Here is a 15,782-nt window from a genome sequence, read left to right on the forward strand (position 1 = left end):
TGGACAAGTGCCAAAACTTTAACATTTCCTTCGTTGGATCAAAGCAGTAGGGACGCGCTCTCTGGCACTCTGCTGTTTTAGTGCAAAGGAGTGATCATGAACCGGTTTATTATTGCGGATGCGACGAAATGTATCGGTTGCCGTACCTGTGAAGTGGCTTGCGCAGTGTCGCATCAGGAGAATCAGGATTGCGCTGCGTTGTCACCAGACGAGTTTATTTCCCGTATTCGTGTCATTAAAGATCATACTTACACCACGGCAGTAGCCTGTCATCAGTGTGAAGATGCACCGTGCGCAAATGTGTGCCCTGTTGACGCGATAAGCCGCGAACATGGGCATATTTTCGTTGAACAATCACGTTGCATTGGCTGTAAAAGCTGTATGCTGGCTTGCCCGTTTGGTGCGATGGAGGTCGTTTCTTCGCGCAAAAAGGCGAGGGCGATTAAGTGCGATCTGTGCTGGCATCGGGCGACGGGGCCGGCCTGTGTTGAAGCCTGCCCGACAAAGGCGTTGCAGTGCGTGGATGTCGAGAAAGTGCAGCGGCATCGGCTACGGCAGCAGCCTGTTTGAAACGTTTTTCCGGCGTTTCTCAACGCAGGGATAGTGCGCTTTGTTTATGCCGGATGCGGCTAAAACGCCTTATCCGGCCTACAAATTCTACCAAATTCAATATATTGCAGAAATCATGTAGGCCTGATAAGCGTAGCGCATCAGGCAATTTTTAGTGGCTTTCAGCCCAGGCTCTTTCTATCTCTTCCGCCAGAATCTTCACACCCGCCTCAATTTTCTCCGGCTCTGGTACGTAGTTCATGCGCATACATTGATGCGTATGCGGCCACGGTTTATCCAGTCCCGGGAAGAAGTTGTGCCCCGGCACCATCAGCACGCCGCGTGCTTTCAGGCGCTGGTAGAGCTGCTCGGTCGTAATGGGCAAATCCTTAAACCATAGCCAGAGGAAAATGGCTCCTTCCGGTTTATGAATCAGGCAGCGATCTTCCGGTAAATAGCGGCGAATGATAGCGATAGTTTCCTGAACACGCTGGTAGTAAAACGGTTTGATGACTGTTTCAGACAGGCGCAGCAGATCGTTACGCTTAATCATTTCACACATCATCGCCGGACCAATACCGCCAGGTGCCAGGCTGATAATGCCGTTCATATTGGTGATGGCGGTGATGATTTTTTCATTGGCGATGATAATGCCGCAGCGGGAGCCAGGTAGCCCCAGCTTGGAAAGACTCATGCACAGCACGATATTCGGATTCCATAGCGGGCGCGCTTCGCTGAAGATGATACCCGGGAACGGGACGCCATAAGCGTTATCAATCACCAGCGGAATACCGTGTTGATTCGCCAGCGCGTCAAGCTTCAGCAACTCTTCGTCAGTAATCACATTGCCTGTTGGATTCGTCGGCCGGGAGACGCAAATCATCCCTGTTTCTTCGCCAATATGTAGATGCTCAAAATCGACGTGGTATTTAAACTGGCCTTCCGGCAGCAGTTCAATATTCGGACGCGCAGAGACAAACAGATCTTCTTCCAGTCCGGCGTCAGCGTAGCCAATGTATTCCGGTGCCAGCGGGAACAGCACTTTTTTGACCCGACCATCGGCACGGCGTCCGGCAAACAGATTAAATAAGTAGAAAAACGCGCTCTGGCTGCCGTTTGTTAGTGCAATATTCTGTGGTTCGATATCCCAACCCAACTTCTCGCGCAGCATTCCGGCAAGCAGTGTGAGTAGCTCCGTTTTCCCCTGTGGACCGTCATAATTGCACAGTGCATCAGTCGCTTTGCCACTTTCCAGCATGTCGGTCAGTAGCGTCTGGAAGTAGTCCTGCATTTCAGGGATCTGCGCCGGATTACCGCCGCCGAGCATAATCGCGCCAGGCGTGCGTAAACCGTCGTTCAGATCTTCCATCAGCAGCGTAATGCCGGAGTGGCGGGTAAATTTGTCACCAAAAAGGGAGAATGTCATAGCGGGATATCTGTCGAACTCTGTAGCAAGGAAGGTAACAATAACGCTACATTTGCTGGGGTGCAAATCGGTCTGTTGAAGAGTGAGCGGTGCTTTATCCTGCAATGCTGATTAGGGCTGACATTTTATCCTGGTTGGCAGCTTCCCGAGGTACTGACGAACGGGAAGCCGGAAAAATCACTGTTGCCCAGCCCAGATGACCAGCACTTTATCGTCGCCATGCTCACGAACAAAGCCGTAGCCCTGCTTCAGCGAAAGTGTCGTTTGTTTGCCCGCGCCAATTGCGGGATGGCGGGCGCGGAACTGGCTGATTTTCTGCCAGTGCGCGACGCTGGCGGCAGATTTACCGCTAACATCCTGCCAGTTCATATCCGAACGCGTACCTTGCAGCGGATCAGAACCGGTAGGACCGAACGGACGCGAGGATTCATCGCCATAAAAGATTTGTACCGCGCCTGGCGCTAATAATAATAACTCTGCTGCTTTGTCGCCCCCTTCACGGAACAGGCGGGTATCATGCGACGAGAGGTAGCTCAACACGTTGAAATCCTGCAATTTCTCCGCCATTTGCTGCCAGGTCGTATCCATCTGCGCCAGACAATCGACTGCTTTCGCCGCCTGCTCCTGATAATCGAAATTGATCATCGCATCGAAGCCGTGGCGATAGTAGTCACTTTGCATCACGCCGTGGCCCCAGGCTTCACCGGTCATCCAGAAAGGTTTGTCATCTAATGCTTTGTCGGGGTTAGCTTTTTTCCATTCGCGAAGTGCAGCGCTGGCTTCGGTTTTCAGTTGCTGCCAGGCGGGCAACTCAACATGTTTGGCGGTATCGACCCGAAAACCATCAATCCCATAGTCGCGGACCCACTGACTTAACCAGTGGGTTAAGTAATCGCGAGGGGTAAAGCCGTCGATGACTTTAGCGTGGGTATCCGTTTTGTTTTTATAGAACACTGGCAGACCAGAAGCGGTAGTTGATTCGGTTTTGATATCCGGCAAAAAGGCCAGCGACATAGTGAGATCGTCGAATCCAGGATTGTCGTAATCGCCGATATCCGTTCTGATCCAGTTTTTTCCCCACCATTTATCCCAGCCTGTTTTGTCGCTGAAATTAATGTAATCGTTAAAGCTATGCCAGGTTTGCCCGGCGGCAGGTTTCCAGTCGCTCCAGCGTTCACCCAGCGTTTTTTTCAGCTCGTCACCAGAAAGATATAACGCGCCAAACTGATACTCCTGCATATCCGCCAGCGTGGCATAGCCAGTGTGGTTCATCACGATATCAAAGAGAATACGAATACCGCGCTGATGCGCGCTATCAACCAGCGTCCGTAGATCGGCTTCACTGCCCATATTGGCATCAAGATTCGTCCAGTCCTGAGTGTAATAACCATGATAGGCATAATGCGGGAAATCACCTTTTGTACCGCCGCCGACCCAGCCGTGAATTTGCTCAAATGGGGCGCTTATCCATAAAGCATTAACGCCCAACTGCTGGAGATAATCCAGTTTGTTGGTCAGGCCGCGTAAATCGCCGCCGTGAAAAGTGCCAATTTCCGCCATACCGTCTTTATGACGTCCGTAACTCTGGTCATTACTGGGATCGCCGTTTTCGAAACGATCTGTCAGCACAAAGTAAACCGTGGCGTTATGCCAGTCGAAAGGGGCGGATGTGTCAGTTTCTGCCCGATCCAGCAGGAGTAAACCGTTGCTGGTGGCAGCGGGTTGTAACGTTATTTGACCGTTCTTCACTATCGCAATTTGCTGGCTGTAATAATCCCGGACGGCGGCTCCCTCCGCAAAAGTGGCGCTGACATCCAGTGTGAGCGGTAATCCATCCCATTTCGGGCATTCACGGACCAGGCTTGCTACCGGTTCGACGGTGTTCTGGAGGGAAATCATCAATGTTGGCGTACCGGAGCGGGTGTCTAGTTGCAGCGTATATTCGCCGTCCCTGAACAATCGCCATTGAGGTGGCGTGTTGCTACAAGGTTGCAGGGAAAGCATCTGATTGAGTTTTATCGCATCCGCAGGCTGCCAGCACTGTTGGTCAAAATTTAGCGTTAGTGGACGCGTACCTTTGGGCAACTGCGCGTGGCTGACAAATGTTCCCGTCCCCTGTTCGCTAAAGGCGGGAAACCCCGGAGAAGTCCAGCTGGCGGCAACGGCGAAGCCAGGAAGGAGTGTCAGAAAACAGGCGGCGAGTTTCATGGCGGATGAGTCCTTATTGCTGCGATTTCAGACAGTTTGCCAGCGATAAGCCAGACAAAACTCATCCCTGAGCGGTAAGTCCACAGGATGAGAAGCAAGGGTGAGCGATCGCGCGCAAAAAACGGCTGAATTTTGCGATAAACCCCACATTTTCTGCGATTTAGCGCCAATCTGAATCGTTAACTCGTGACATAGTTTCAGATTTGGACTATTCCTTGGGGTGCTCTTGACAGCTATTTTTGATATGATTTGAGATTCAACTCTCAAATTTGTAAAAAATATAAGGTGTTGGAATGATTAAATCCGACCAGGAGACCTGATGATTTTGACTCCCATACGACGATATGGGGCGATGATTCTTATGTTACTCACTCTGGTGTTTTCGAGTGAGGTGTTAGCGAAGACGCACACAACAACAGCGAGTCAAAAGTCCCACTTAACTAAAGCTAGTAATAAACAGGTAAGCAGTAAACAAGAGTATTCTCGCAATAGTGCAAAGAGTAGTTCACTTCCTGATTTGCGAAAATACCCTTCCGGAACACCAAGGAAAAAGGCGTTTCTCCGGACTGTAATGCCTTACATTACCAGCCAAAATGCGGCCATTACTGCGGAACGTAACTGGCTGATTTCAAAACAGTATCAGGGCCAATGGTCACCTGCTGAGCGTGCGCGTCTGAAAGACATCGCCAAACGCTACAAGGTGAAGTGGTCTGGTAATACGCGAAAAATCCCGTGGAATACCTTGCTTGAACGCGTAGACATTATCCCTACCAGTATGGTGGCGACGATGGCTGCAGCAGAAAGCGGTTGGGGAACGTCAAAGCTGGCGCGCAACAACAACAATCTGTTCGGCATGAAATGCATGAAAGGACGTTGTACCAATGCGCCGGGTAAAGTGAAAGGGTACTCACAGTTTAGTTCTGTTAAAGAATCGGTGAGCGCCTATGTCACTAACCTCAATACGCACCCGGCTTACTCTTCGTTCCGTAAATCGCGTGCACAGCTGCGTAAAGCGGATCAGGAAGTGACTGCCACAGCGATGATTCACAAGCTGAAGGGCTACTCGACCAAAGGGAAGAGTTATAACAACTACCTGTTCGCAATGTACCAGGATAACCAACGGTTAATCGCGGCGCATATGTAATTGCATTTCCTCGAGCCTTATCCGACTTGTCAGGCGGATAAGGCTTTTGCTCGTATCAGGTGGTTGTGCTGAGTTACCTGATGCGACGCCGATAATTCTCATCATCGCTACAACATGACCTCGCTATTTACATCGCGATACTCTTTTGGCGTTGTGTTTAAAAACAGAGTAGAAATATTGCAGCGATGGATAACCGCACATTTGCGATATCTCGTTAATTGACAAGGTAGTAGAAATCAGCAGGCTGCGCGCTTTCTCCAGCTTTTCGGCATGAATCATGGCGTGAATGGTTTCGCCCACCTCTTCTTTAAAACGCTTCTCAAGATTGGAGCGTGATATGCCCACCGCATCCAGTACCTGATCCACTTTAATCCCTTTACAGGCGTGATTACGAATGTAATGCATGGCCTGAATAACGGCGGGATCGGTCAGCGAGCGGTAATCTGTTGAGCGTCGTTCAATCACGCGGACTGGCGGGACCAAAATCCGTTGCAACGGCATCTCTTCTTTATCCAATAAACGATGCAACAGTTTTGCCGCCTGATAGCCCATTTGCCGCGCGCCCTGAGCGACCGAAGAAAGGGCGACACGCGACAGATAGCGGGTCAGTTCTTCGTTATCGATGCCAATCACGCATAATTTTTCCGGTACGGGAATATGTAGATGTTCACATACTTGCAGAATATGCCGCGCCCGGGCGTCAGTAACGGCAATAATCCCGGTTTGCGGTGGCAGCGTTTGTAGCCAGTCTGCCAGCCGATTTTGCGCGTGTTGCCAGTTCTCTGGCGCGGTTTCTAACCCCTGATAAACCACTCCGCGATACTTTTCTTCGGCGACAAGCTGACGAAATGCATATTCGCGTTCAGTGGCCCAACGTTTACCGCTTGATTCCGGAAGACCATAAAAAGCAAAGCGGTTAACGCCTTTCTCTTTTAAATGCAAAAATGCGCTTTCAACCAGCGCATAGTTATCGGTGGCAATGTAATGAACGGGTGGGTAACTTTCGGCAAGGTGATACGAGCCACCAACCCCAACAATGGGGACGTCGACATCAGCCAGCGCTTGCTCGATTTGTTTGTCGTCGAAGTCGGCAATGACGCCATCTCCTAACCAGTCCTTGATTTTATCAATGCGGGCGCGGAAATCTTCTTCAATGAAAATATCCCATTCCGATTGTGACGCCTGTAAATATTCCCCTACGCCTTCTACTACCTGCCGGTCATAGGCTTTATTGGCATTGAACAGTAATGTGATGCGGTGACGTTTAGTAAACATGGTTCTTTTCCTGCTGAATCATGCAAAAACTCAAAACCGGTAATACGTTACCGGCTTTGAGAAAATTTTTATCAAAATCAAGAACGGCGTTTGGTTGCGGAATCCATCCATACAGCCAGCAACAGAATCGCACCTTTAACGATATACTGCCAGAAGGTCGGTACATCCATCATACTCATGCCGTTATCCAGTGAAGCCATGATGAATGCCCCCATTACCGCTCCAGCCACGCTCCCGACGCCGCCTGCCAGACTGGTGCCGCCAATCACACATGCTGCAATTGCGTCCAGTTCGGCGATATTTCCCGCAGAAGGTGAACCAGCGCCGAGTCGAGAACTGAGGATTAATCCGGCGATGGCTACCATTAATCCGTTAATAGCGAACACGGCAAGTTTGGTGCGTTCAACGTTAATCCCGGAGAGACGTGCCGCTTCCAGATTGCCGCCGATGGCATAAATGCGTCGTCCAAATGCCGTCCGCGTTGCCATAAACATTCCGCCGAGTAACAGCAACGTCAGCAGCAGAACAGGAGTGGGAACACCACGGTAATCATTCAACAGCCAGATTGCGCCTAATACGATGATAGCGGTTAAAGCCTGGCGACCGACTACTGCGGTAGAGGCCGGAGACTGCAAACCCAAAGCCTGACGGCGCATTCTTCCGCGCCATTGCCAGCCAACAAAAGCCATTAAGCCAAGCGCGCCAATGATGAAGCCGGTGCTGGCAGGTAGATAGCTTTGCCCAATTTGTGACATCGCGGCGCTGGTGGGGGATACAGTCGTGCCGTTGGTGATGCCAATGAGTATGCCACGAAATGCCAACATGCCCGCGAGGGTGACAATAAATGAAGGGACTTTACGGTACGCGACCCACCATCCGTTCCAGGCACCGAGAAGCAGTCCCAGAACCAACGTCACAATGATGGTCAGTGGCAAAGGCCAGCCTAACCAGACGTCACAAATCGCCGCGACGCCACCTAACAGCCCCATCATTGAGCCGACGGAAAGGTCGATTTCAGCAGAAATTATGACGAACACCATTCCTACCGCGAGGATACCGGTAATCGCGGTTTGGCGTAACAGGTTGGAGACGTTACGGGCGCTTAAGTAGGCACCATCGGTGGTCCAGGTAAAGAACAGCATGATCGCGATGATCGCTGCAATCATCACGAAGACCTGCAAATTCAGTGATTTCAGCCCGGAAAAGCCACCGGATGTCGGTACGGCTAATTTCACTTCAGACGGATTGCTTTTCGACATGATGTTCGCTCCTCAATGCGGCTTCCATCACCTGCTCCTGAGTCAGGTTATGATTTATCAGGTTGGCTTTTAGTTTCCCTTCATGCATCACCAGTACACGATCGCTAAGGCCGAGCACTTCAGGTAATTCGGAAGAGATGACAATAACGGCAATACCCTGCTGGACGAGTTGGTTAATTAATTTGTAGATCTCGTATTTCGCGCCAATATCGATACCCCTGGTGGGTTCATCAAGAATGAGAATGCGCGGGTTAAGTAACAGACAGCGAGCGAGGATCGCTTTTTGTTGATTGCCGCCGCTCAAACGTCCAATAGCAAGGTCGGAGGACGACGTTTTAACTTTGAGTTGCTGGATTGATTCCAGAATACATTTTTGCTCTGCCGCGTCATCAAGCTGGCTAATACCGCCGGTAAATTTATTGAGTGCGGCGAGGGTAATATTTTTACCAACCGCCATTACCGGAACGATGCCGTCGCGCTTTCTGTCTTCGGGTACCATCGCAATCCCCTGGGCGATGGCTTGCTGACAATTACGAATATCTACCTGTTTGCCATCAATATAAATTTTTCCTTCCCATTGTCCGGGCCACACGCCAAACAGGCACTGAATGGTCTCGGTACGTCCGGCACCAACGAGTCCGGCAATACCCAGTATTTCGCCACGTTTCAGGGAAAACGAGACATCATTAACTCGTTTAATATGACGATTAACCGGATGCCATGCCGTCAGATGTTCAATACGTAATATTTCATCTCCGGTGGTATGTGGTTCATTAGGGTAAAGCGCGGTTAACTCCCGCCCGACCATCATGGTGATAATATCGTCTTCACTCATTCCAGCAGCATCACGCGTGCCAATGTGCTGACCGTCGCGAATAACGCAAATCGTATCGGAAATCGCTTTGACTTCGTTGAGTTTGTGCGAAATATAAATACAGGCGATACCGTGCTGTTGTAGATCGCGAATAATATCCAGTAAAACCGACGTTTCCTGCTCAGTTAATGAGGCTGTCGGCTCATCGAGAATTAACAAACGCACCTGTTTATTAAGTGCCTTGGCAATTTCAACCAGTTGTTGTTGCCCAAGTCCTAAATCGCCAACGCGGGTATCAGGTGAAATGGATAAACTGACCTGTGCGAGCAGCTTCTGACAGCGTAGCGTCATCAGGTCATAATCCATAATGCCATTATGGGTTATTTCGTTACCCAGGAAGATATTTTCCAGCACGGTCAGTTCTTTCACCAGCGCCAATTCCTGGTGAATAATGGCGATACCTTTGCGTTCGGTATCGCGGATGTGACTCGCCTGAATCTCTTCTCCCGCAAAAATAATTTCGCCTTCGTAGGAACCATGGGGATAAATACCACACAGCACTTTCATCAGCGTTGATTTACCTGACCCATTTTCCCCACAGAGTGAGACGATTTCGCCAGCATTCAACCGCAAGCTGACGTTATCAATCGCCTTCACACTGCCGAAGGTTTTGGTAATATTTTTCATTTCAAGTAGATAAGGCATAACGACTCCACCTAAGCCAATCAATTCACGCGGCATGGAGAGAAATCACGCCCCCGCTCCGCGCCGGGGCGTAACGCTTACAGCTCGCTCTCTTTGTGGAATCCGTCTTTAACTACCGTATCTTTGATGTTGTTTTTATTCACATCGATCGGTGTCAGCAGGCGGGAGGGAACATCTTTCAGGCCATTATTCAGTGTGGTATCCGCTTTTGGCTCCTGACCATTGCCCAACTCAACGGCAATTTCTGCGGCAGTATTTGCCAACAATGTAATAGGTTTATACACCGTCATAGTTTGCGTACCGGCAGCAATACGTTTAATACCTGCAAGATCCGCATCCTGGCCGGAAATTGCTACTTTCCCTGATAAACCTTGCGCGCTTAATGCCTGAATTGCCCCTCCTGCGGTGGCATCGTTTGAGGCAACTACAGCATCAATTTTGTTATTATTGGCGGTTAGCGCGTTTTCCATAATTTTCAATGCGTTTTCCGGTAACCAGCCATCAACCCATTGGTCACCAACGACTTTAATTTTTCCGGAATCAACATAAGGTTTTAATACTTTCATTTGCCCGGCGCGGAACAGCTTGGCGTTGTTATCTACCGGCGAGCCGCCCATCAGGAAGTAATTACCTTGCGGAACAATATCGACCAGGGCTTTTGCCTGCAGTTCACCGACTTTTTCATTATCGAAAGAAATATAAAAATCGATATCCGCATCGTTAATCATACGGTCGTAAGCTAATACTTTAATACCTTCTTGTTTGGCTTCTTTTACAACGTTACTTAATACCTGACCGTTATAAGGAATAATGACAAGAACATCGACACCCCGGTTAATCATGTTTTCAATCTGCGACATTTGTGTTTCTTCATTGCCATTTGCAGACTGTACAAATACTTTCGCGCCGAGAGATTCTGCTTTTTTCACAAAAATATCTCGATCTTTTTGCCAGCGTTCAAGACGGAGATCATCAATCGCCATACCTATTTTGACTTCTTTGGCGTGTGCCGCAACGTTGGTAAGCAGAAGTGAGGTGCAAAGGGTGAGTAGAATGTTCTTTATTTTCATGGTGTAGGGCCTTCTGTAGTTAGAGGACAGCTTTAATAAGTAACAATCACCGCGATAAACGTAACCAATTTTTAGCAACTAAACAGGGGAAAACAATTACAGATTTTTATCTTTCGATTACGATTTTTGGTTTATTTCTTGATTTATGACCGAGATCTTACTTTTGTTGCGCAATTGTACTTATTGCATTTTTCTCTTCGAGGAATTACCCAGTTTCATCATCCCATTTTATTTTGCGAGCGAGCGCACACTTGTGAATTATCTCAATAGCAGTGTGAAATAACATAATTGAGCAACTGAAAGGGAGTGCCCAATATTACGACATCATCCATCACACGCGGCATTACCTGATTATGGAGTTCAATATGCAAGCCTATTTTGACCAGCTCGATCGCGTTCGTTATGAAGGCTCAAAATCCTCAAACCCGTTAGCATTCCGTCACTACAATCCCGACGAACTGGTGTTGGGCAAGCGTATGGAAGAGCACTTGCGTTTTGCCGCCTGCTACTGGCACACCTTCTGCTGGAACGGGGCGGATATGTTTGGTGTGGGGGCGTTTAATCGTCCGTGGCAGCAGCCTGGTGAGGCACTGGCGTTGGCGAAGCGTAAAGCAGATGTCGCATTTGAGTTTTTCCACAAGTTACATGTGCCATTTTATTGCTTCCACGATGTGGATGTTTCCCCTGAGGGCGCGTCGTTAAAAGAGTACATCAATAATTTTGCGCAAATGGTTGATGTCCTGGCAGGCAAGCAAGAAGAGAGCGGCGTGAAGCTGCTGTGGGGAACTGCTAACTGCTTTACAAACCCTCGCTATGGCGCGGGTGCGGCGACGAACCCAGATCCTGAAGTCTTCAGTTGGGCGGCAACGCAAGTTGTTACAGCGATGGAAGCAACCCATAAATTGGGCGGTGAAAACTATGTCCTGTGGGGCGGTCGTGAAGGTTACGAAACGCTGTTAAATACCGACTTGCGCCAGGAGCGTGAACAGCTGGGCCGCTTTATGCAGATGGTGGTTGAGCATAAACATAAAATCGGTTTCCAGGGCACGTTGCTTATCGAACTGAAACCGCAAGAACCGACAAAACATCAATATGATTACGATGCTGCGACGGTCTATGGCTTCCTGAAACAGTTTGGTCTGGAAAAAGAGATTAAACTGAACATTGAAGCTAACCACGCGACGCTGGCAGGTCACTCTTTCCATCATGAAATAGCCACCGCCATTGCGCTTGGCCTGTTCGGTTCTGTCGACGCCAACCGTGGCGATGCGCAACTGGGCTGGGACACCGACCAGTTCCCGAACAGTGTGGAAGAGAATGCGCTGGTGATGTATGAAATTCTCAAAGCAGGCGGTTTCACCACCGGTGGTCTGAACTTCGATGCCAAAGTACGTCGTCAAAGTACTGATAAATATGATCTGTTTTACGGTCATATCGGCGCGATGGATACGATGGCGTTGGCGCTGAAAATTGCAGCGCGCATGATTGAAGATGGCGAGCTGGATAAACGCATCGCGCAGCGTTATTCCGGCTGGAATAGTGAATTAGGCCAGCAAATCCTGAAAGGCCAAATGTCACTGGCAGATTTAGCCAAATATGCTCAGGAACATAATTTGTCTCCGGTGCATCAGAGTGGTCGCCAGGAGCAACTGGAAAATCTGGTAAATCATTATCTGTTCGACAAATAACGGCTAACTGTGCAGTCCGTTGGCCCGGTTATCAGTAGCGATACCGGGCATTTTTTTAAGGAACGATCGATATGTATATCGGGATAGATCTTGGCACCTCGGGCGTAAAAGTTATTTTGCTCAACGAGCAGGGTGAGGTGGTTGCTGCGCAAACGGAAAAGCTGACCGTTTCGCGCCCGCATCCACTCTGGTCGGAACAAGACCCGGAACAGTGGTGGCAGGCAACTGATCGCGCAATGAAAGCTCTGGGCGTTCAGCATTCTCTGCAAGACGTTAAAGCATTAGGTATTGCCGGACAGATGCACGGTGCAACCTTACTGGATGCTCAGCAACGGGTGTTACGCCCTGCCATTTTGTGGAACGACGGGCGCTGTGCGCAAGAGTGCACTTTGCTGGAAGCGCGAGTTCCGCAATCGCGGGTGATTACCGGCAACCTGATGATGCCCGGATTTACTGCGCCTAAATTGCTATGGGTTCAGCGGCATGAGCCGGAGATATTCCGTCAAATCGATAAAGTATTATTACCGAAAGATTACTTGCGTCTGCGTATGACGGGGGAGTTTGCCAGCGATATGTCTGACGCAGCTGGCACTATGTGGCTGGATGTCGCAAAGCGTGACTGGAGCGATCTCATGCTGCAGGCTTGCCACTTATCTCGTGACCAGATGCCCGCATTATACGAAGGCAGCGAAATTACTGGTGCTTTGTTACCTGAAGTTGCGAAAGCGTGGGGTATGGCGGCGGTGCCAGTTATCGCAGGCGGTGGCGACAATGCAGCTGGTGCGGTTGGTGTGGGAATGGTTGATGCTAATCAGGCAATGTTATCGCTGGGGACGTCGGGGGTCTATTTTGCTGTCAGCGAAGGGTTCTTAAGCAAGCCAGAAAGCGCCGTACATAGCTTTTGCCATGCGTTACCGCAACGTTGGCATTTAATGTCTGTAATGCTGAGTGCGGCTTCGTGTCTGGATTGGGCCGCGAAATTAACCGGCCTGAGCAATGTCCCTGCTTTAATCACTGCAGCTCAACAGGCTGATGAAAGTGCCGAGCCAGTTTGGTTTCTGCCTTATCTTTCCGGCGAGCGTACACCACACAATAATCCCCAGGCGAAAGGGGGTTTCTTTGGTTTGACTCATCAACATGGCCCCAATGAACTGGCGCGAGCAGTGCTGGAAGGCGTGGGTTATGCGCTGGCAGATGGCATGGATGTCGTGCATGCCTGCGGCATTAAACCGCAAAGTGTTACGTTGATTGGTGGCGGGGCGCGTAGTGAGTACTGGCGTCAAATGCTGGCGGACATCAGCGGTCAGCAACTGGATTACCGCACGGGTGGCGATGTGGGGCCAGCACTGGGCGCAGCAAGGCTGGCGCAGATTGCGGCGAATCCAGAGAAATCGCTCATTGAGTTGTTGCCGCAACTACCATTAGAACAGTCGCATCTACCAGATGCGCAGCGTTATGCCGCTTATCAGCCACGACGAGAAACGTTCCGTCGCCTCTATCAGCAACTTCTGCCATTAATGGCGTAAACGTTATCCCCTGCCTGACCGGGTGGGGGATAATTCACATCTATATATCTCAGTAATTAATTAATATTTAGTATGAATTTATTCTGAAAATCATTTGTTAATGGCATTTTTCAGTTTTGTCTTTCGTTGGTTATTCGTAATGTATCGCTGGTAGATATGGAGATCGTTATGAAAACCTCAAAGACTGTTGCAAAACTATTATTTGTTGTTGGGGCGCTGGTTTATCTGGTTGGGCTATGGATCTCATGCCCATTGTTAAGTGGAAAAGGCTATTTTCTTGGCGTGTTAATGACGGCAACTTTTGGCAACTATGCATATCTTCGCGCAGAAAAACTTGGGCAACTGGATGATTTTTTTATCCACGTCTGTCAGTTGGTAGCGTTAATCACTATCGGTCTCTTGTTTATCGGTGTTTTAAACGCACCTATCAATGCTTATGAAATGGTGATCTATCCCATCGCCTTTTTTGTCTGCTTGTTTGGTCAAATGCGTTTGTTTCGCTCGGCATGAGCAACATAAAGTTCTTACACATTCAGGAATGAAAGGAATACTGTGATGGACAACAAAATATCAACCTATTCTCCGGCATTTAGTATTGTTTCATGGGTAGCCCTTATTGGCGGTATTGTTACCTATCTGTTAGGACTATGGAATGCAGAGATGCAGTTAAATGAAAAAGGGTATTATTTTGCCGTACTGGTATTAGGTTTGTTTTCCGCGGCGTCTTATCAAAAGACCGTTCGGGACAAGTATGAAGGCATACCTACCACCCCCATTTATTATATGACTTGCCTTACGGTCTTTATTATCTCTGTTGCGTTGTTGCTGGTAGGTCTATGGAATGCAACGTTATTACTCAGCGAAAAAGGCTTTTATGGGCTGGCTTTCTTCTTAAGCTTGTTTGGTGCAGTAGCGGTGCAGAAGAATATTCATGATGCCGGAATAAACCCACCAAAAGAAACACAGGTTACCCAGGAAGAATACAGCGAATAATTCACGTAAGCCCGGTCAGTCCAATGTGACCGGGCTTCTACTTAACTCACTAATCTGTTTCTGTCGATTCGTTGTACCAGCATAGAAAGTAATAAACTCACTGCCAGAGTCGCACAAAAGATCCAAATAATATCCAGTATTGGCCAGTTTTTAAGCTCAATCCCCCGGGTGCGCAGTGCATGGATAATCAATGCATGGAACCCGTATATACCTAACGAATGGCGGGAGATTAAGCCAAGTCCGCAAATGGTACGCGTATACAGCGTGTTTTTAACCAGAGTCAATAACGCGATTGCGCAGATAAAAACCATCGGCCCACAGTAAAGATACCAGGTATCGGCAAAATTTCCGCGCCACTGTAATTCATATAATGTCCCGCGAGAGATAATAAAAACCCCCGTCGCAAACAGTGCGGCGCTCACCCACGACAGTGCTTTATGCTGTGTGTCCATCATCCCTATAGCGCGGCCCAACATGCCATAAAGGATGTAGTAAAAAGTATCGCCATTGATATATAAGTTAATTGGCAGCCATTCAAAACCGTCGATTTTCTGCGGCACGGTGTTTGGGTTAGCGATGATACCAATCACCACCATTAGCACCAGCAACATTTTTCCGCCGACGTTCTTCACCTGAATCAGCGGTGAAACCAGATAAATCACTGCAATCGCGAAGAAAAACCATAAATGGTAAAACACTGGCTTTTGCAGCAGGTTTTTCAGCGCTAACTCCACATTGATGGAGGTAAACAGCGCAATGTAGAGCAGCGCGATTGCGCTATAAAAAAACAGGCATAAGCCGATACGCAAGAAATGACGCGACTGGGCGCTGCGTTCGCCAAAAAAGAGATAGCCGGAAATCATGAAAAATAGCGGCACACTGACACGAGAGGCAGAATTCAGAACATTGGCGATATCCCAGGTGATGGGGCTAACACTATGAGCATTGGTCACATACCAGGTAGTGGTGTGAATCATCACCACCATTAAACACGCTATCCCTCGCAGGTTATCAATCCAGTAAATTTTGGGCTGCATCTGTGTCTCTGTATCTGGTTAAAAAAAGTCTGACCGATAAATCATTCAGTTGGCGCACTGGAATAATCTGAGTTTTATCACTACAGCT

General features: G+C 48.9%; 12 protein-coding genes and 1 pseudogene. 6 read left to right on the forward strand and 7 right to left on the reverse strand.

The features are described 5' to 3' along the window. The first annotated feature begins 96 nt into the window (after window positions 1-96). Complete coding sequence (gene ysaA / locus EAS44_RS01455) at window positions 97-570, forward strand: 4Fe-4S binding protein (RefSeq protein WP_001332299.1); 474 nt, start codon at window positions 97-99, stop codon at window positions 568-570. Between the two features lie 151 nt (window positions 571-721). Here the strand turns inward: ysaA and avtA are convergent, their stop codons facing one another. Next, window positions 722-1,975: a valine--pyruvate transaminase gene (gene avtA / locus EAS44_RS01460; protein ID WP_000144359.1), complete on the reverse strand. Its 1,254-nt coding sequence runs from the start codon at window positions 1,973-1,975 to the stop codon at window positions 722-724. 177 nt (window positions 1,976-2,152) lie between these two features. After that, a complete protein-coding gene (gene malS, locus EAS44_RS01465; RefSeq protein WP_025856543.1) occupies window positions 2,153-4,183 on the reverse strand; it encodes an alpha-amylase in 2,031 nt (676 codons plus the stop codon). Window positions 4,184-4,502: 319 nt separating this feature from the next. Here malS and bax point away from each other — a divergent pair, with 319 nt between their 5' ends. Beyond that, window positions 4,503-5,327 (forward strand): protein bax, encoded by an 825-nt coding sequence (bax, locus tag EAS44_RS01470; RefSeq protein WP_001297957.1) that lies wholly within the window; start codon window positions 4,503-4,505, stop codon window positions 5,325-5,327. A gap of 107 nt (window positions 5,328-5,434) precedes the next feature. Here bax and xylR read toward each other — a convergent pair. From xylR to xylF, 4 genes and pseudogenes are all read right to left on the reverse strand, one after another. After that, window positions 5,435-6,602, reverse strand: a pseudogene (gene xylR / locus EAS44_RS01475) (D-xylose utilization transcriptional activator XylR). A 77-nt stretch (window positions 6,603-6,679) separates the two neighbouring features. After that, entirely contained in the window at window positions 6,680-7,861 is a 1,182-nt protein-coding gene (xylH, locus tag EAS44_RS01480; protein WP_000045978.1) for a xylose ABC transporter permease XylH, read from the reverse strand. Then, window positions 7,839-9,380, reverse strand: coding sequence for a D-xylose ABC transporter ATP-binding protein (gene xylG / locus EAS44_RS01485; protein WP_001146512.1), 1,542 nt, complete (start codon window positions 9,378-9,380; stop codon window positions 7,839-7,841). Before xylG ends, xylH begins: the two co-directional genes overlap by 23 nt. 77 nt (window positions 9,381-9,457) lie before the next feature. Beyond that, window positions 9,458-10,450 (reverse strand): D-xylose ABC transporter substrate-binding protein, encoded by a 993-nt coding sequence (gene xylF, locus EAS44_RS01490; RefSeq protein WP_001296518.1) that lies wholly within the window; start codon window positions 10,448-10,450, stop codon window positions 9,458-9,460. Window positions 10,451-10,815: 365 nt separating this feature from the next. Between xylF and xylA the strand changes: the two genes are divergently transcribed. From xylA to yiaA, 4 genes are all read left to right on the forward strand, one after another. Further along, complete coding sequence (gene xylA, locus EAS44_RS01495; protein WP_025856538.1) at window positions 10,816-12,138, forward strand: xylose isomerase; 1,323 nt, start codon at window positions 10,816-10,818, stop codon at window positions 12,136-12,138. Window positions 12,139-12,209: 71 nt separating this feature from the next. Beyond that, window positions 12,210-13,664 carry a xylulokinase gene (xylB, locus tag EAS44_RS01500; RefSeq protein ID WP_000275340.1) on the forward strand — a complete coding sequence of 485 codons (1,455 nt, stop codon included), beginning with the start codon at window positions 12,210-12,212 and terminating at the stop codon, window positions 13,662-13,664. Between the two features lie 168 nt (window positions 13,665-13,832). Next, window positions 13,833-14,174, forward strand: coding sequence for an inner membrane protein YiaB (gene yiaB, locus EAS44_RS01505; RefSeq protein WP_001296517.1), 342 nt, complete (start codon window positions 13,833-13,835; stop codon window positions 14,172-14,174). A gap of 45 nt (window positions 14,175-14,219) precedes the next feature. After that, window positions 14,220-14,657, forward strand: coding sequence for an inner membrane protein YiaA (gene yiaA / locus EAS44_RS01510; protein WP_001332303.1), 438 nt, complete (start codon window positions 14,220-14,222; stop codon window positions 14,655-14,657). A gap of 41 nt (window positions 14,658-14,698) precedes the next feature. Here yiaA and wecH read toward each other — a convergent pair whose 3' ends face one another. After that, window positions 14,699-15,694 carry an O-acetyltransferase WecH gene (gene wecH / locus EAS44_RS01515; RefSeq protein ID WP_001182635.1) on the reverse strand — a complete coding sequence of 332 codons (996 nt, stop codon included), beginning with the start codon at window positions 15,692-15,694 and terminating at the stop codon, window positions 14,699-14,701. Between the last annotated feature and the right edge of the window lie 88 nt (window positions 15,695-15,782).

Origin of the sequence: Escherichia coli DSM 30083 = JCM 1649 = ATCC 11775 (assembly GCF_003697165.2) — a bacterium.
GTDB lineage: Bacteria > Pseudomonadota > Gammaproteobacteria > Enterobacterales > Enterobacteriaceae > Escherichia > Escherichia coli.